This window comes from Acetonema longum DSM 6540 (genome assembly GCF_000219125.1).
Classification (GTDB): domain Bacteria; phylum Bacillota; class Negativicutes; order Sporomusales; family Acetonemataceae; genus Acetonema; species Acetonema longum.
The window spans coordinates 1-17,529 of the sequence record NZ_AFGF01000157.1; the positions used below are offsets into that span (position 1 = coordinate 1).

The following is a 17,529-nucleotide window of genomic DNA, read 5'->3' on the forward strand; positions in this document are numbered from 1 at the left end:
TTTCAGGAAACACTCGCCTATACCGACTTTCCCTCTGAGCACTGGACGAGAATCCCGACCAACAATGTGACAGAATGCCTCAACCGGGAAATCAGACGTCGACCAGAGTCGTTGGCGCGTTCCCTGGCGGGCAGTCGGCTTTGATGCTAGTCTGTACCCGCCTTCGCCACGTTGCCGGCACTCAATGGGGCTGCAAAAAATATATGAACATGAAGCATTTGGAAGCTGGCGGCCCTGAGTCGGAGCTTTCTATTGGCTAATTAATTTTACTGACGGACTGCAAACCTTTTTGCGAAACTTTCTTGACACTACCCCTCGTTCATAGGCGCTTAGATGTTCAAAAGATCGTGCGGATGTGGTATCATGGGTAGCAGCAGCCATAGTTTGAAACCTCCGTATGGTTGGGTTTGGTCACTTTTATCATACTCGGTTTCTCTCTTTGGCTGTTTGCTTTTTATTTTACAATGAACTTCCATTATTTTTTTGATCATTGACGGGTAATACGGTTCATCACCGGGTTTCCATTCAGAGGGATACTCTTTTGAAATTACAGTTGTGGTTTGTTTTCCAAATTCAAAATGCTTATGCTCGATAATCCTGGTATACGGAATTTCACGCTCAGTATAATTGACAACGGCATTGCCCTGATAATTGTCGCAGTCCAGACGTTCATGCTCAAAACGCAAAGAACGGTATTCGAGATGGCCTAACTTATACCTGAAAAAGGCATCAATCGCGCCGGTAAATACGGTTTTTTTTCAGACTTGATAAAGTCAAAATAATCCGTATTAAGCCGCACCTCGATTTCGGAAAGCATTTTCTCAATAATAGGGGTATAACCCCCGAGGGGAATGCCTTGATAACGATCGTTAAAATAATTATTGTCATAGGTAAAACGCAAAGGCAGCCTTTTAATAATAAAAGCAGGAAGCTCTGTACAGGAACGTCCCCATTGCTTTTCAGTATATCCCTTGATCAACTTTTCATAAACATCTCTGCCGGCTAATGATAAAGCCTGTTCCTCTAAATTTGAAGGTTCGGCAATATTTATCCGGCGGAATTTGTTCTTCAATTTTTGCCTTGCCTGAGCCGGAGTCTTGATTCCCCACATTTTACTGAAGGTATTCATATTGAAAGGCAAATCATATAAATCATCTTTATAAACAGCAATAGGTGAATTAACGTAATTGTTGAATTCCGCAAACTGATTGATATACTGCCAGATTGCCTGATTGCCGGTATGGAAGATGTGGGCTCCGTATTTGTGCACATTAATTCCATCTATGGATTCACAATATATATATTACCGCCAATGTGGCCGCGTTTATCAATCACAAGGCAAGATTTGCCCCGCTTTTTGGCCTCATAGGCAAAGACGGAACCAAACAAACCCGCACTAACAATAAGATAATCGTATTTCATTATCTATTAATTCCTTTCATTTCTCAGAAACATAGACCACATGAGTCTATAGCAGGATACATAATTTTATGGAAAGGTTTATCTCTTTTTAGTCTAGATTGGATATTATCGTTCTTCCGATAGAATCGTAAATCAGGGGATAGTCTCCCATAAGCCCCGGATCATAACAGTTCCGTCCATCTAAAATGATGGGACGCCTCATGGTGAGAAAATGATTAGGCTGCAGTTCCATCACTTCCGGCCATTCAGTAAGGATAAAGCAAATATCAGCGTCTCTCAAGGTTTCTTCAGGGGTGGCGCAATATACAATATCCCCGCTGACTTTTCTTTTAAAATTCTCCACGCCGCAGGGGTCATAGGCTTTGACCTTCGCGCCATCATCCAGCAGGATAGGGATATTGGCCAAAGACGGCGCTTCGCGCAGATCATCCGTGCCAGGCTTGAAAGTCAGTCCCAGCACCGCGACGGTAATGCCCTCAAAACTGCTATAATACTTACGCGCTTTTTTGATAAGGCGCAGCTTTTGGTTTTCGTTAACCTCAATGGCTGCTTTTACCGTCTTTAATTCTTGATCATGGAAGTTGCCCAGCCAGTGTAGCGCTTTTGTATCCTTCGGGAAGCAGGATCCGCCGTAACCGATACCAGCCCGCAGGAACTTGTCCCCAATACGGGGGTCCATGCCCATGCCCCGGGCCACATCCACCACATTTGCTCCCAGTACCTCACAGATGTTAGCAATTTCGTTTATGTAGGAGATTTTCAAGGCTAAAAAGTCATTGGAGGCATATTTAATCATCTCCGCACTGCGGCGGTCAGTGAATATAACGGGCTGATCCAGATTTTCATAGATGCTGGCTATCACCCGGCGGGCGGATTCCGAGTCCGTACCCACCACGATACGGCTGCCGTGAAGCATGTCCTTTATTGCAGTGCCCTGAGACAAAAACTCCGGATTGGAAACCACCTCGATGGCAACATCGCGTTTCAAATGCTTTTTCAGATGCTGTTCTACTTTTTCATTGGTGCCGATGGGTACGGTGGACTTCACCACCACTACGCAGTCGCGGGTAACGGAGGCGGCAATCTGCTCGGCAACGGCATAAACATATGACATATTGGCTGAGCCGTCCACCTTTTCCGGCGTACCCACGGCGATAAATATGATATCCTTATCTGAATAAGCGGCGGCATAATCGGTGGTGAAGGCAAGACGACAGAAGTTTTCTGTCATCAACTCGGGCAGATCTGGTTCATGGATGGGACAAATGCCTTTTTTCAATTGCTCAATCTTGGTCTCGTCTACGTCCACACAGACGACATGGTGACCAACATGAGCTAGTACAACGGCTGAAACAAGACCAACATAGCCTGTGCCGGCAATTGCTATTTTCAAGTTTTAGTACGCTCCTTTTCGTTAATTAGGGATAAGTAGTGTCAGTCAAAAAGATGACCACAAGCAGGTTATTTAAGGTTAGTTAGTGCTTTCTGAACGGTGAATAACAGTCGTCTAAAATTTGAATCTGGTCACCTAGAATACGCTCTGAAATAATTTTCATATACTTTCCTCTTCTATAGACCTGTCAGTTTCACTTTTACACGTTGCAGAGTGTACCACAAGCCGTTATCTTTATAACAGCGTATTAGTCCACGAACTTTACGGGGTAAAAACGTTACAAAACGGCCCAATGCGATATGCCCACGAAGCACGGATATTTGATATTTCTTTATTCAACTGATTAATCTCAATTTGTGCTTGTTGGAAAGCAATACTCTCTCTTTCTATAGTTGAATTTGAAAGAACTTCATTTGCCATATTGATAATGTTTCTTTCATAAATGGATACGGTTGAAGTCTTTAAATATTTTATTCTGGAATTTTTACCCATATTGCGTAATTTTTCAGGTTCATCAATAATCTGTCTAAAAACTGCTTCAAGAGAGATTTATGGGTACCCGTCTCAACAACCCAACCATTGTCAGCACCAACATTTCCACTTACAATTAATGGGGTTCCCATCATTGCCCATTCTAATGCTACCAGCGAGCATGATTCATCTCTTGAAACAATAACAAATGCATCCATCTTTCTAAGATAACTCTATTTTTTTATCTGTATCTGTAATTTGTCCCCAAAAAGTAATATTATTATTTCTAGTAGTCTTTAATATTATCATTTAATCTACCAGCAAAATACAAGTGAACTCGTTCTTGATATTCTTTTGGCAATGCTTCAAAGGCATCAAGATAAACATCAAATGCCTTGCGGTCATTAATTGTTCCAACAAAAATAAAATTTATTTTATTTTTATATCATTTTCCTTATTATGATTTTCATTATAATGTTCTTTTTATATGGCGGTATTGCTGATACTCACTTTTAAGTTCAAAGCATTGGGCATCAAGCCGCTCAATGCCCAATCTTTGAACCATTCACTCTTTAGTTTATTATAAAGTTTTTCATAAGCAAAACCTTTTATCGAATTAATATTCCACAGCGAAAAATGCAACGCATAATCGATATAGTCCCGTTCAAATCTCTCAAAAGAACCCATTCGTTGCAGATGCTCCCGCAAAACAATTAACGCATAGTAAAAGCAATCCCAAGACTTTTCCCGTGTGACCGAAAGTGAAGAGGAAACGTCCCGCCGTTGGTGCACCAATATTTCATCCAAGATTGTTATACGTTTGGCATCTGTGATAGCAGAAAAGACAAACAACAAATCGTTGCTGGTGCGTTGCTCTTGAAACAGATATCCTTTTTCACGCACAAAGTCTGTACGAAACAGCTGTCCCACGCCCATCCTACAAATGCTCGAAAAGGATTTCCTATGATATCGGTTCCTGCAAAGGGACATATGGCCGGAATTAGCTTTTTTTGCAGTACCATGGAGCCGACTCAAAATAATCGGAGTCATTCCAATAAAGATCTGCCTTAAATACAACAATATCCGCGTCATCTTCCTTTGCTTTTGTATAAGCCAGCTCCAGCATATTCTCTTCAAAAAAATCGTCTGAGTCCAAAAAAGACAGATATTCACCTCTTGCCATCTCAAGGCCCCGATTTCGAGCTGCACCTGCTCCAGCATTTTTCTGGTGCAGGAGTCTAATTCGAGAATCCTTGATTGCATATTCCGCTAGGTCGTGTCTTCAAAATTAACGTAACCAAATTAAAGCCCCGCCCGTCTCAAAGAAACGGCGGAATGCATGATTGCCATGCAGCTTTTGGTGATGAACTTGGAGCACAAGCTCCGGGTTTGTTTTGCTCATTTTCTTGGCAGGCTATTTTCTGGCGAATACATAGTTGCCGAGAGGATTTAGGAGAAAGATAGGGTTTGGTTAGCAAACCCTAAATAGGAGTCAGTCCCATCAGTAGAAGCATTATTAACAACGACAATTTTAAAAATATTTGACTTTAAGTATGCGTCTATAGCTGCCATTAGTTTATTTTTCCGGTTAAATGTGACAATAACTGTTACAATTTTCTTCATGAATCTATTATACCCCTTTGATTGGCTACCCTAATAGGCTCCTTCTTTGCGAAAAACAACATTAAAAGTTTTCATTAGTATTACCATGTCCAGCCATAACGACCAGTTGCGCACATACCATGAATCCATCTGCACTCTGGTCTCATAATCCACATCATTACGTCCGTTTACCTGCCAGTAGCCGGTAATTCCCGGACGGACCAAATAATAATCATGAATGGTTTCTCCGTATTTCTCAATTTCTTTCTCTACGATGGGCCTAGGACCGACTAGGCTCATTTCTCCTTTTAATACGTTAATTATCTGCGGCAGTTCATCCAGGCTGGTTTGGCGCAACCATTTGCCCATACGAGTGATCCGGGGATCATCTTTTAGCTTAAAGTCCTTCCGCCATTCTGCCGCAGCATCCGGATTTTGCTCCAAGTATTGTTCCAGTTTTTCCCCGGCATCCACTACCATAGTACGAAACTTATAACAGAGAAACCTTTCCCCTTTCGCACCCACCCGACGATGCGCAAAAAAAACCGGCCCCGGTGAATCAATATAAATCAAGATAGCTGTAACTCCCATAACGGGTAAAACAGCCAGCCCACCCAGTATAGTAGCTATAATATCAAATGTATATTTAAACAACCGGTTATATGTCCTGGCCAAGTTGTTCTTTATTCTCAATAGTAAGGCCTGCTGATTCGCCATGGTTTCGGCTTCTAGATTTGCCATCGGTATGCCGAAAAGGTTGGGGACTAAAATGAGGTTACTTACATGTGGCTGTATTCTGTAGACAAGATCCAGGAGTTGTTCCCTCTCCAGACCCGGAGCCGCAACCATGACATCCCGTACACCGCTGCGCATCACAGCCTCTTCTATATTGGAAAAATTTCCCCAAAGCGGATACTGATGAGCTAAAGGCCGTTCCTGATAATGGTCCTCAATAACTCCCGCGACTTTGTATCCCATGCCAGGGTCAGCTTCAAACGCCTTGACCAGTAATTCCGCCGTTTTCCCGGCGCCTACAATTACAACAGGCTTTTGCCATAGACCGCAATATAAAAGCAAACGTTTTAATGCATATTGCGTCACTACCAGATACGCAAATGATGTTACCCAAATCAAGGCAATCAGTATGCGAGACATATCTTTCATAATTCCGGTTACAAAAAACACCCCGATAATAAGGGCGACGGAGTAACTGCACACTTTGAAAACAAGTTCAATGTTTTTCCAAAATGGCAATCGCCTGGCGTAGATTCTTTCATAAAAAAGAAAGCCCATAAATATTAGAGGTGTAACATAATAGAAGTAATTAGGAAGCGGGTAGGATAGCAACCGAGGAAAGAGCGAAAGAATAATGAGTTCGCGCATATAAAAAGCTGACCACATGGCTGCAACTAAGGTCAGGTAATCGGTGCCGCAAAGAATCATTGGCGACAACCATTGACCTATGCGGTTAGAGATAGGGACAACGCTAATAGAATCCGGTGGATTTAAGATTATTGTCCGCGAGGAATTCATCAAAATTCACCTACCCTGATCTGAAATGTGTCCGCTAAACTGTAGGCGGAAGTTACACCTTTTTACACAATTCGTCGCCATTTAACAATTTCCTGCCAAAAGATGCAACAGATTTGATCTAATCACAAAAAGCGCTATTCCGCCGCGAAATAGCGGCACAAATAGTAATGAAGCGAGAGAATTATCCACTTTTAAGGTATTATAGGCTTAATCGCGAAATGTCACCAGCGCTGCGCGACTTCCGGTTTATCTCTCAGGTCATTCTTCCATGTCGAAAGCTGACAAAAGCCAGCCCGGTAATCATCCAATATAGCCGCATGACTGCTGAGTTCCCGTAATTATATTCAGTCAATCCTTGTGTAAAAAGAGTAATTGTTACCAGTATTATCACCAATCCCCATGCATCAAGTGTCGTAGTATATTTTTGCACGGCATGCGCGGTAATGTATCCAAATAACCCCAAGAACCCTATAGTGCCTATAATTCCAGTTTCGGCCAGTACGTGGAAAAGGTTATTATGCGCGTGTCTCTGGTCTCTCTCTTTTGCCTCAGGCAATATATACCGAGTTTGATATTGCTCAGTATAGTTTCCAACTCCCACGCCTGTCAGCGGATGGTCCCGAAACATTTGCCAGGCGCTTGTCCACATCAGGAGCCTTTCATGATTCGATTGATTATTCATATCAAAGATGGACATGAATCGTTCCTGTCCGGCAGGCGATATGCAGAACATTACGCTAAACATAATAACTAACAGGCCAATAACCACCGCCGCTTTTTTTAACCGCCTCAATGAGTAAAAAAAATAAAGTCCCAGGATAAAAGCTACCGCAATCCATGCTCCCCGCGTGCCGTTAAAGAACAGCGTGATCAACGAAAGTAGCATGGCGCCGTAAAAAATAGCGCGAAATTTTGCTGATAGGTTTATTTCATGTAATCCCATAATCATACACATTGGTATAACCTGGATCAAACAACCTGCCAGGATCATAGGGTGCGAACTAAATGCAGCCGCCCGATAATTTCCATGGACGCCTTGCCAAAGAGCATATGTATCTGCAATCACGGCCGAAATAGCGATCAATACCGCGAGGGTGAAGACTTGGCACCGGTCCTTAATGAAATATGCCGCAAAAAAAAGCGGCGACATGCGATAGAGATTCGTCAGAATCCTGCGTAACGCCACTAGAGGATCATAAGCAAATAGCGACGACAAGAAAAAGGTTGTCAAAAAGAACCCCAGAGCCAGCCAAAACCTTCGCGGCATATGCCCGGGAACTTCATCTTTATGAAAACACCACATCAGAACTGCGAAAATAAAGGCCAAGGAAGTCGCAATATTCCCGGCTGCAATTGATATCGCGGAGGAAAGGGCATATACTATTAATGAATAGTATATGCCCTTTTGTAATAATTCCGGCTTAACCATAAAATTCCTCCATAGAACACTTTGTTGATGCTGACATATTATATCCCCCACGCGGAACGCGCTTTTGTCAGGAGTGACCGTGTATGATATTGAAATTTTTGCTGCAGTTCAGTCATGATGCTACTATGGTCCGGATAAGAAAGGAACTCTTTATTCTGCCGTAATAATTCAAGGACATGAGGTTCCGGCATTTCCAGTACGCAGGCTGTTTTGTATGGAAAATCCTCAAACAAGTACATTCGGGGATAACCTGCACCCGGATACTGGCGCTCATAATAATTCACTTTTTGCTGTCTGCTGGAGTAGTCGTTAACAACAAAGTCCAGGTGAAATATGTTTGCCAGATTGCATCTCAAACGGGGACGATAGTTTGCTAATGCTTCATGAACCGGTTTGTCTTCATATCTAATAGTGCCATCATTTTTAATAAGCCGAGTTTGCCAGTCAAACCAATGCGGTCTGGTAGTTATTTGTAGCATTTTAGCAAGATTAATAATTTGATAACGCGGGATAGCAATAGTCCTGTAGCGATTATTAAGTAAAGAAACCACTTTACCAAAATTTTCACCAACGAATTCATCGGAATCTAAAAGAAAAACCCATTGTCCGTGACATTTTGAAAGGCCAAAATTTCTTTGATTTCCATAATGATTGTCCCACTCGCGAAAGAAGATCTGGTCTGTATATTCACGCGCTATATCCAGGGTCGTGTCTGTACTGCCGGACTCAATGATGACAACCTCATCAACATATTTTTTCACGCTTTCCAATGCGTAACGAATCGTGCGTGCATTATTCTTTACAAGTATTAAACAAGAAAGATACACATATCACACCTCACCTTCACTATCTAAAACCTTTTTTCTGCAAAAAATACAATTTAGCATATTTGATCATAGTGCTAAAGAACCGAAGCATGGCAAAAATGAAACCGGCCATGCCGTCTCGCCAACCAGATTTTAAAATATAAGAACGCAGAAACGCAAAAAGAGGGCGAAAAAGTATATCAGTAATATATGCTTTATTCCCCTGTTGATGCTTTTGTTCGGCCAATAACGAAGTGTATTGATTAAATTTAAAAAAATACCTGTCCCAGGATCTGTATGTATAATGGAACATATGGCCTCGCAGCTTTTTAACCGCCAAATCAGTAATCGCCTTCTCATGAACCAAACCTTCCCAGCAAATGTGATCGCGCGGGTAAAGACGCAGTGAAAAATCCGGCGCATAAGCACCATATCGGACGGGCTGACCAAATAATACGTTAATTCGCGGAATTGTGTATGCTGATGAAATTCCACACTCTACCATGTTGCGGATTTCTCGGGACGCCTCCTCCGAAAGCCGTTCGTCAGCGTCTAAATAAAGCACCCATTCCGCTTCGGTCTGGGTTAAGGCAAAATTTCGTTGAGCAGCAAATCCTTCGGTCATCGGCTGCAAAACGCACTTTGCTCTTGATTGTCGCGCAATCTCGACTGTTCTATCAGTGCTGCCGGAGTCGATAACAATTATTTCATCCGCAAAGGCCGCAGTGGCAATACAATCGGCGATATTTTCTGCTTCATTATACGTCAGAATTAAAACTGCTAAACGATTGCTCATCGTTGCACTCATCCTTTACTGCTAATATTGTCTGGTAATGTCTTTGCCTATCTTCTCTCAAAAAATACCCGTTGAATCGTCTCTGGCGCTATGGTAGAAAGGCAAGCTCTTTTAGGGATAAACCGGCGAATTAGCCCATTGTGCCTTTCATTGGTTCCACGCTCCCAGGATGAAAGGGATGGGAGAAATACGCGTGGCTGTTCCCTTTTTCTAACTGAACGGCAAGCTCGGAAAACTCTGAACCATTATCGGCCGTAATGCTTTTAACAATCGCTGGAAAGTGCCGACCGAACCGCTATTTTATGGCCTTTAGGCCACTACAAACAGATTGACTCGTTTTGTCAGCTAAGGGAATCGTGATGATCTGCCGGTTTTTCGTTCGACTAAAGTCAGTATCACCGCATCTTGAGAACGTTTTCCACAAACCGTATCAATTTCCCACTTCTTCAATTTTGCGAATAATATTCGTCGACGATCGGCCCGGTACTTCAGGAATCAAGACTGTCCGCCCGCCATATTGAGCAACGATTTTCGCTTCCGGCAGATGGTCCAGCAAATAGTCACCGCCTTTCACATAGATATCCGGCCGAATGTCCGCAACAATTGACTCTGCTGTCATTTCGTCAAAGATAACAACATAATCCACCGCCGCCAAGGCGGCGATGACCTCCGCCCGGTCCTCCTGGCAGTTCACCGGCCGCTTCGGCCCTTTTAACCGACGCACCGACGCGTCACTGTTCAGGCCGACGATCAAACAATCACCTAAATGCCTGGCTTCGCCTAAATATCGAACGTGACCGGCATGGAGAATGTCAAAGCAGCCATTGGTAAAAACAGTGGTTTTTCCCTCGGCTTTATAACGTTCAGTCAGTTCTTGCAGTGATTCCCGCTTTCTTATTTTCACTGGTGTTACAATCTTCATGTCGTCTTCTCACCACCTCAGACATTCCTGACAGGCATTTTGCACGTCTTCAAGTTTTAGATTGATCATATTTTTTCCCGGCGCCTGAACCACAATGCTATTTTCGCTCAGAGGCCTCCACAAAGCCGCCTTAGTAGGGCCGAACAGAGCCACGACCGGTATATCCAAGGCAGCGGCCATATGCATTGGCCCTGTATCTACAGAAATCATACATCTGGCTTTTGTGATTAAATGCGGCAATTGTCGCAAATTAAACACTCCAGCCGCCTGAACGGGATGGCTGGCGCATCGCTCGGCGATTTCACGGATGCTCGCCTCGTCTTTACTTCCGCCGATTAATATAGTTCGCTGACCATAACAGGCATACAGCCAATCAATCAATAAAGCCATATTCTCATTACTCCAGCTTTTTCTCGCATGGCGTCCGGCGGGGCAAATAACCGTATACGTCTTTTCCTTCAGCCCCCATTGGGCCAAAAATCGCTCTACAGCACCGGCAAAATCGGCATCAAGCGTATAGGCCAAACGAATATCGTCAGTATGAATCCCGATGACTTCCAATTGCTCCAAGCGTCTTCTCGCTTCATGCAAATGCCTGTATCGATTTGAAGCGGCATGGGTTAAAAAGAACCGCCCCCCATGGAGATCATACCCAACACGATATTTGCTTCCGAGCAGCCAGGCTAGAATAGCCCCGCGAACGGCCAAATTTGTACATATGACCATATCGTACTGCCGGGATCTCAGATTTTTGATCAGTGTCCACAAAGCAAATATATTCTTATGAACTCCGGTTTTATCATATTGTATGACTTCTTGAATAAAAGGATTGGCTCCAGCAACAACAGCTACGCCAGGCGTAACCAACATATCAATAGTTGCCTGAGAGAACTCATTCCTTAACGCCCGCAATACTGGAAAGCCGATAATCATATCACCAATATACGCCAGGTTGATGACCAAGACTTTGTTTATATCCGCTTTATGAATTGCCAAAGAAAGACCTCCTGTAACGACTCAAGGCGGCCATTTATATTGCCCCTTGCAGCGAATATAGCACTTAAAACAACCGAGCGCACCGCCAACACCATTTATTTCTTGATAGTACCGTATAAAATTTAAGCCTGTCAATCAGCGCCAAGTTATTTTCATCAATGTGATCTAATAGCTGTTTATACTCCGCATTATCCATCAGGGCAAGTGCGTCATCATATGCCTTAGCTTTAATAGTGCGCCACAAAAATTTATAAAACTTAAATGCCACGCTTTTGTCTAATACAGTCCTGATTTTCGGAAGATCCGGTGCCTCTCGGCGTTCCTGGAGGACAAACTCAGCAGCCCGTCTATATGCAAAAAGAGTGTGGATCCGTTTTTTCCAGTTCCATTTAGAGGTAATTGCAGAATTAGGCCGCACGCGATACATGTGCAGATTTTCGGGAACGACGGAAAAATTCGCCACAGCCGTAAGTTTGGCAATAACTTCCCAGTCCTGACCAGTAAGGCATCCTGGCGTAAACGCAATATTTCGCTCTATTAACAATGCCTTAGTGATCAACATGGCCCCGATCTGCAACCGCACTTTCCCGCGAAAAAAAGGCAGCAATAGATCTCCGTTGGGATATTTATATCGATAGCGCCGTACAAAACCGTTGCTATAGGCGTGGTTGTAGCCGCAATAAGCCACATCCGCACCGCTTGTTTGTTTTTCCGCCACCAGCTTGGCCAATAATTCCGGCGTCCAGTAATCATCTCCATCCAGAAAAACGACCCACTGACCTTGGGCAAGTTCCATGCCTTTGTTGCGCGCCACGGAAACACCTTGATTTTCCTGGCGGTGAACTCGGATCTTTTCGTCGCCTTTAGCGCATCGCTGCGCAATTTCGAAAGTGTGATCCGTTGATCCGTCATCGATTACAATTAATTCCCAATTTTTATAAGTTTGCTGCTTCACAGAATAGATGCATTCCCCAATATATAGACTGACATTATATGCCGGCACAATGACTGAGACCAAATCTTTCATAATCTCACCGTCCTCAAATTTACCAAATTCGATCCAATTTGATAAAGTCCTGCACTATTTTTTAATATATTCTTCTATCGCCGCCGCCAGTTCTGCCGGGGTGGCCGTAGCCGTCCCCAGCTTTCTCACCACAATACCGGCGGCAAAAGTAGCGATTTGGGCGGCTTGTGGATAGGAAGCACCGGCAGCCATGGCTAATGCCATGGCTGCAACGACCGTATCGCCGGCGCCGGTCACATCATATACTTCGCTGCGGTTCACCACTGGAACTTGGGTCACTTTATCCCCCGGTTCAAACAGGGTCATGCCGTCCGGACCACGGGTGATCAGCACTGCCCTTGCTTTCAGCTTGGACAACAATGTCTTACCGGCGGACAGCAGCGCAGTTTCGCTTACAAAACCCGAAGAGCCAACCGCTGCAGCTGCCTCGGATTCATTTTGCTTGACCACGGTCACGCCGGTATAGGACAGAATATCATACCGGGAGTCGACAATGGTGGGAATGCCTTTTGGGCGGCATGTATCCAGCACCAGCTTTCTGACGGCCGGCGAGACGCTTTGACCGCCATAGTCGCTCATCACCACTACCGCCATAGACTCCACGTGGCTGCGGATATAGTTTAAAACAGCTGCCTCGACTGGTTCCGACAGAGGCTTTTTCTCTTCCCGGTCAATGCGCACCACCTGTTGCCGAACCGTGGCCTGTCCGCCGGCCATGATCCGGGTCTTGGTGATGGTGGGTCGGGTGCTGTCGGCGATAAGTCCCTGGGTGTGAGCGGCTTTAGCCGTCAACACTTGCGTTAGGGACTGTCCCGCTCCGTCGTCGCCGATCACGCCTACGGCGAAAACGTCTCCTCCTAAGGCGGCGACGTTATGAACCGCGTTGGCGGCGCCTCCCGGCACCACCGTCTCGCCGGCATGTTCCAGAATCAGAACCGGCGCCTCCCGGGAAATGCGCGAGATTCTCCCTTCTAAGTATACATCGGCAACCATATCGCCGATCAGCATAATCGGTTGATTTTGCATGGCTTGCACAAAGGGCAGCAAGCTGTTATCCACTGAAACGAACTCCTCTCATCCTGATTTATCGCTAAAAATGCAGCGTATGCACATCCAGTTTCCATTGTTCCCGTTTCGCCCGATAGGTCACGTCCATTGTCCAGCAATGCAGGTTTCTGCTAAGGGTATAGTCCTGGTCGTAAAGGCTTTGGCTATCCAGATCATATCTTTGACTGTAGGAAAACTTGTTCAAGCGGTCAATCTGATAGGAAAAGCCGGAATCGAATGCCTTTAACAGGGAGCTACTGCCATATTTAAACAAAGAATGGTTATTTTCCACATGATGATAGGCTACCCAGGTACTGAAACGAGGGCTCCAGGATTTTCTAAGGGTAGCATCGTAGCGGTAGATATTATTGGTCGAGTCGTCATAACTCTCACGCACATGGTTAAACCCAGTTCCCAAATACAGATTCAACGATTGGTCTGAACTCAAAGGAATGGCATCATGGGAAAAATAGATGCCGTAATCCTGATGCCAGCTTTCTTTCGTGTCTTCACTCCATTTGCCATACAATGCGCTTATGGTATAGCTTACCGGTGATTCGCCGATGCGACGCCGGTCAAGAGCGATTTTCAACTCCGGTTCCTTCTTAATCCAGTAGTCGCCGTCATAATACTCACCGGCCCTCAATGTGGTAGTATAGCCGGGCTGACGCCATTTCAATCCCACATCCGGTTTGAAATAGGCTTTGGTATAGTAGGCTAAATTGGTAAATGCCGACAGGTTATCGGTAAGGCCATATTCCAGATGTTGTTTGATATACAGGCCGTTATCGCTTTGATAGCCGATCCGTGGAAAGCTGCTTTCGGGCTCATTCAGATCTTTCTCATAGCGTCTCATTTTAAATACCTTGGTTTGTTTAATCCAGAAGGTCACATCGTGGGCCACGATTCTCTCGTTGGGCCAGATTTCTATTTTTTTGGCGCTGATATGGTAGTCCGGAATCTTGGCCGGACAGCCGGTCAAAGTGCCGTCATTGGCCACAATGTAGCCCGGCGCCAGTTGGATATTCTGGCCGGAGATATACTGTTTGCGCCCCTGGCCGTCGCCGGCAGGCGAAACGTCCTTGTAGACAGTGCCGGCGGCATTGCGGATCGTGCCGGTCCGGGCGCCGTAATTGTAGTCAATGCCGTTGCCTGTCAGGTTCAGCGCCGGCTGGGTAATCGTGGCGCTGCCGTCCACCCAGATGCGGGTCTCCTGGGTGTTGCCCTGGATATAATCGGTTAGAATGGTATCTTGATTCTGCTTTATTTTTACATTGCCCCGAGCGTACATTTCGCCGGATTCTTCGCTGAAATAGACCTGATCCGCTTCAATTTCGATCGGAGCATTTTGTGCTGCGCCGGATCCCGGCGCTACCTTTTTTTCATCTTGTTTTGTCGCCTGGGCCGAAACCGGTTCAGAGACATTTTGTCCGAAAACGATCATGAGCGCCAATATGCCAAGGGCAACCTTTCTTTTCCTGCACATTGTGTACTCCTATCTATTTATTTAAGGTTTATTCTGAAAACAGAACCTTGTGATCAGAGGAAGGAAATCTATATTATTTTCTACAAAAGATGCGAAATTCCTGCTTTTTTCTTCGTTCCAATATCAGGAAATTCTATAAAGAAAAAAAACCAGAGACAGCAGATACTGTTCCGGCTCTTTAAAACCTATTGTGTTCTTTATTTTAATTTCACGCCATAGACCGGTGTTCCCACCGCGACTTGGATATACATTTCAGTTCCCGGCGGGATGACGATATCATTGCCGTGGACGAACAAGCCGCCGACCAGGCCCACCGGCCCCAGAAGGGCCAGACCGGCAACGGAAGCGCCTGCCGCATAGGCCATGGAGCGGGTTTTCTCCTTGGCCTCATCCCCCAGCAAGGTAACAACACTGGAGCCGTCCATAGCTTCCACACTGTTGAACTCCACCTCCAGCTTGGCATCACGCCCGAAGCTTTTCTTGGGCTGAACGGTTTTTACCTTGCCGTAGCCGTAGGATCCTGTCGGGATGACCAGGACATCATCCACATATACATCGTCGGCAACCCGGAATAAAACATTGTCCCCCGACTTGCTTTTGTTGCTGTCCAGGTTGCTCAAAAGCCTGATTTTCACCAGGGTAGCTTCGGGAATATTCACGGCGCTTGCCTCAATGGAAGCTTCGCCGTAGGTCAGTTTGGTCAGAGCGTGCAGGCGATCGCCAATAGGGCCGGCGGGAACGCTCCCCAGCAGGTTTTGCTCCAGCTGTTCAAGCCTGACCTTCACCGGCTCTTGAGTAATGGTATGAGAGAAGCTCCACTCCACAGCGTTCAGTCTGGTTATCAATGAAGTGGATGCGGCGCTATTTTCCAGGGTAAAAGAATACAGCGCGTTAATGCGGTTTATGAGAACTCTTTCCTTAGAAGAGCCAAAGGCGTCCTTCTCCAGGTTGTTAAGCCGCTCCAGAATGGCGCCGGCTTGCTCGGAACCATAGAATACTTTCTCGACCGTCGCAATCTTGCCCAGAGCAGTCGAATCCTCGCCGGCGGCCAGGCCAGTCCCCGCCGGCGCTAAGAACAGCACGACCAATAAGATCATATGTATTGCATATCGCAGCATCCCTTTGATCCTCCTTATAAAATTTCCGGCTTAGAAGAAAACATTAACCTGCGCCATGGCGAAAGTGTTGGGGTCACCGGCAGGTGTAGGTGTGGACACGCCCTTGTCCTTTTTGATGTCATAGTAGGACGCTTCCAGGGTGATATTCCTGGCCAGAGCCACTTCAGCGCCAAGGCCCAAGGCTTCCCTGCCGCTGGGATTGAGAACGCTATAACTGTCGAGGGCGGCGCCTTCCCAGTCGAAGTACTCCGCATAGAAACCCCAGGACCCGGGTCTGTTGGCTTTAGCGCCTTTGTAGGACAGTTTGACGCTCAGGTCGTCAGCATCCCGCCCGGCAGTGATCAGGGAGCCCTTTTTCTGAGTTTGATATTCTGCGGCAATATTCCAATTAGGGTTAAAGGCATATTGGGCAGCATAACCGGTTACGGTTTCAGCCGGGTTGCCAACAAGCGGATCCACAATGCCGACGCCAGCCGAAGCCCAGTCGAGATAGTAGACAGCCATGCTCAGTTGTTTCGTAAGGACTAAATCCGCCTGTACGGTGGCGACTTCGGCGCTGGAGCCGCCGCGATAGTTTCCGGGGGTTGTAGTACTGTCATATGTAAACAGGTTGGCATCGGCAAAAGCGGCCGTCAGCTTGGCATTGCCGCCGCCGATGACGGTTTTCACGCCGTCGAAGCCGCCGGTGGAATCCAGATAGGCGCCAATAATGCCCAGTTTATGGCTGAAGCGGCCGAAGGTGAAGTCCGTGCCGATAAAACCTTTCACTGTCACATTGGCATCCGTGATATCCATGTCGGAGCCCTGCTCGGTTTGCCACTGTCCCAGATTGGTATGGTTAAAGCCCATAATGCGGATATAGGCGTCGGTGTTTTCGTTTACTTCCGCATTGACGGCCAAACGTACCCGATGGGACATGGCAGTATCGCCACCGACATCTTCGTCCGACCAGCGCATGCGATAGTCACCGCTCAGACTGACACTGGCGGCGCTGCTGCCAAAACCAGCTTGCTCCAGCTTGGTTACGCGAAGGCCCAGGCTGTCCAGTTCAGCGGAAAATTCCACTGCCAGTTTATCGACGAGAGCTTTGGAGGAGTTATCGGCTTTGCCGGACCGGGCCATCACCCTGGCGACGATGGTAGCCATTTCGTAGCGGGTCAGGGTTTGATTGCCGTTGAATTTACCGGATGAGTCCCCCATAATGCCGGCTTTGGCCAGTTCATTCACAGCATCGTATGCCCAGTGGCCGGGCGGAACGTCGGAATAGGGATTGGCGAAAACAGTGCCGGCCAGACCTAATAAAGTCACTGCCACCAAGGCAGCGATGAAACCTTTTTTCATGGATTTGCCTCCCTTTTAGGTCAAATGATATGTAAGTATCAGGAATGAATCGCCATAATCTTACGTGCTTTGATTCTATAATGGGGCGAATTATTCCTGCTCATCGCTGCACAACACAAAAAGAAACCGCTAACAAACGT

At 45.9% G+C, this 17,529-nt stretch carries 14 protein-coding genes and 4 pseudogenes; 1 reads left to right on the top strand and 17 read right to left on the bottom strand.

Annotated elements, in window-relative coordinates:
• Positions 1-260 (top strand): annotated as a pseudogene (locus ALO_RS21500) (transposase); the annotation flags it as partial.
• Positions 261-474: 214 nt separating this feature from the next.
• Here the strand turns inward: ALO_RS21500 and glf are convergent.
• The 17 genes and pseudogenes from glf to ALO_RS21010 form a co-directional block, all read right to left on the bottom strand.
• Positions 475-1,422, bottom strand: a pseudogene (gene glf / locus ALO_RS23955) (UDP-galactopyranose mutase); the annotation flags it as partial.
• An 88-nt stretch (positions 1,423-1,510) separates the two neighbouring features.
• Positions 1,511-2,815 carry a UDP-glucose dehydrogenase family protein gene (locus ALO_RS14720; protein ID WP_004097272.1) on the bottom strand — a complete coding sequence of 435 codons (1,305 nt, stop codon included), beginning with the start codon at positions 2,813-2,815 and terminating at the stop codon, positions 1,511-1,513.
• A 470-nt stretch (positions 2,816-3,285) separates the two neighbouring features.
• The gene (locus tag ALO_RS22145; protein WP_139025413.1) at positions 3,286-3,504 is read right to left on the bottom strand and encodes a glycosyltransferase family 4 protein; all 219 of its coding nucleotides are present in this window, start codon (positions 3,502-3,504) and stop codon (positions 3,286-3,288) included.
• 265 nt (positions 3,505-3,769) lie between these two features.
• Positions 3,770-4,216, bottom strand: a complete 447-nt coding sequence (locus tag ALO_RS21000) for a hypothetical protein (RefSeq protein ID WP_139025414.1) — start codon at positions 4,214-4,216, stop codon at positions 3,770-3,772.
• Positions 4,217-4,286: 70 nt separating this feature from the next.
• Positions 4,287-4,547 (bottom strand): annotated as a pseudogene (locus ALO_RS21005) (glycosyltransferase); the annotation flags it as partial.
• 188 nt (positions 4,548-4,735) lie between these two features.
• The gene (locus ALO_RS22150) at positions 4,736-4,909 is read right to left on the bottom strand and encodes a glycosyltransferase (protein ID WP_004097279.1); all 174 of its coding nucleotides are present in this window, start codon (positions 4,907-4,909) and stop codon (positions 4,736-4,738) included.
• A gap of 30 nt (positions 4,910-4,939) precedes the next feature.
• Positions 4,940-6,421 carry an undecaprenyl-phosphate galactose phosphotransferase WbaP gene (gene wbaP, locus ALO_RS14730; RefSeq protein WP_050807028.1) on the bottom strand — a complete coding sequence of 494 codons (1,482 nt, stop codon included), beginning with the start codon at positions 6,419-6,421 and terminating at the stop codon, positions 4,940-4,942.
• Positions 6,422-6,674: 253 nt separating this feature from the next.
• Positions 6,675-7,850: an O-antigen ligase family protein gene (locus ALO_RS14735; RefSeq protein ID WP_004097283.1), complete on the bottom strand. Its 1,176-nt coding sequence runs from the start codon at positions 7,848-7,850 to the stop codon at positions 6,675-6,677.
• A 497-nt stretch (positions 7,851-8,347) separates the two neighbouring features.
• A pseudogene (locus ALO_RS23830) lies at positions 8,348-8,677 on the bottom strand (glycosyltransferase); the annotation flags it as partial.
• 19 nt (positions 8,678-8,696) lie between these two features.
• Positions 8,697-9,452: a glycosyltransferase family 2 protein gene (locus ALO_RS14745; protein WP_004097286.1), complete on the bottom strand. Its 756-nt coding sequence runs from the start codon at positions 9,450-9,452 to the stop codon at positions 8,697-8,699.
• Positions 9,453-9,882: 430 nt separating this feature from the next.
• Complete coding sequence (rfaE2, locus tag ALO_RS14750; protein WP_004097288.1) at positions 9,883-10,374, bottom strand: D-glycero-beta-D-manno-heptose 1-phosphate adenylyltransferase; 492 nt, start codon at positions 10,372-10,374, stop codon at positions 9,883-9,885.
• A 9-nt stretch (positions 10,375-10,383) separates the two neighbouring features.
• Complete coding sequence (gene rfaQ, locus ALO_RS14755) at positions 10,384-11,370, bottom strand: putative lipopolysaccharide heptosyltransferase III (protein ID WP_004097290.1); 987 nt, start codon at positions 11,368-11,370, stop codon at positions 10,384-10,386.
• A 64-nt stretch (positions 11,371-11,434) separates the two neighbouring features.
• Positions 11,435-12,397: a glycosyltransferase family 2 protein gene (locus ALO_RS14760; RefSeq protein WP_004097292.1), complete on the bottom strand. Its 963-nt coding sequence runs from the start codon at positions 12,395-12,397 to the stop codon at positions 11,435-11,437.
• A gap of 54 nt (positions 12,398-12,451) precedes the next feature.
• Complete coding sequence (locus ALO_RS14765) at positions 12,452-13,456, bottom strand: bifunctional heptose 7-phosphate kinase/heptose 1-phosphate adenyltransferase (protein WP_004097294.1); 1,005 nt, start codon at positions 13,454-13,456, stop codon at positions 12,452-12,454.
• 31 nt (positions 13,457-13,487) lie between these two features.
• Positions 13,488-14,930 carry an LPS export ABC transporter periplasmic protein LptC gene (gene lptC / locus ALO_RS14770; RefSeq protein WP_004097296.1) on the bottom strand — a complete coding sequence of 481 codons (1,443 nt, stop codon included), beginning with the start codon at positions 14,928-14,930 and terminating at the stop codon, positions 13,488-13,490.
• 197 nt (positions 14,931-15,127) lie between these two features.
• Complete coding sequence (locus tag ALO_RS14775; RefSeq protein WP_004097298.1) at positions 15,128-16,048, bottom strand: hypothetical protein; 921 nt, start codon at positions 16,046-16,048, stop codon at positions 15,128-15,130.
• A gap of 30 nt (positions 16,049-16,078) precedes the next feature.
• Entirely contained in the window at positions 16,079-17,389 is a 1,311-nt protein-coding gene (locus tag ALO_RS21010; protein WP_004097300.1) for an S-layer homology domain-containing protein, read from the bottom strand.
• Positions 17,390-17,529 lie beyond the last annotated feature (140 nt).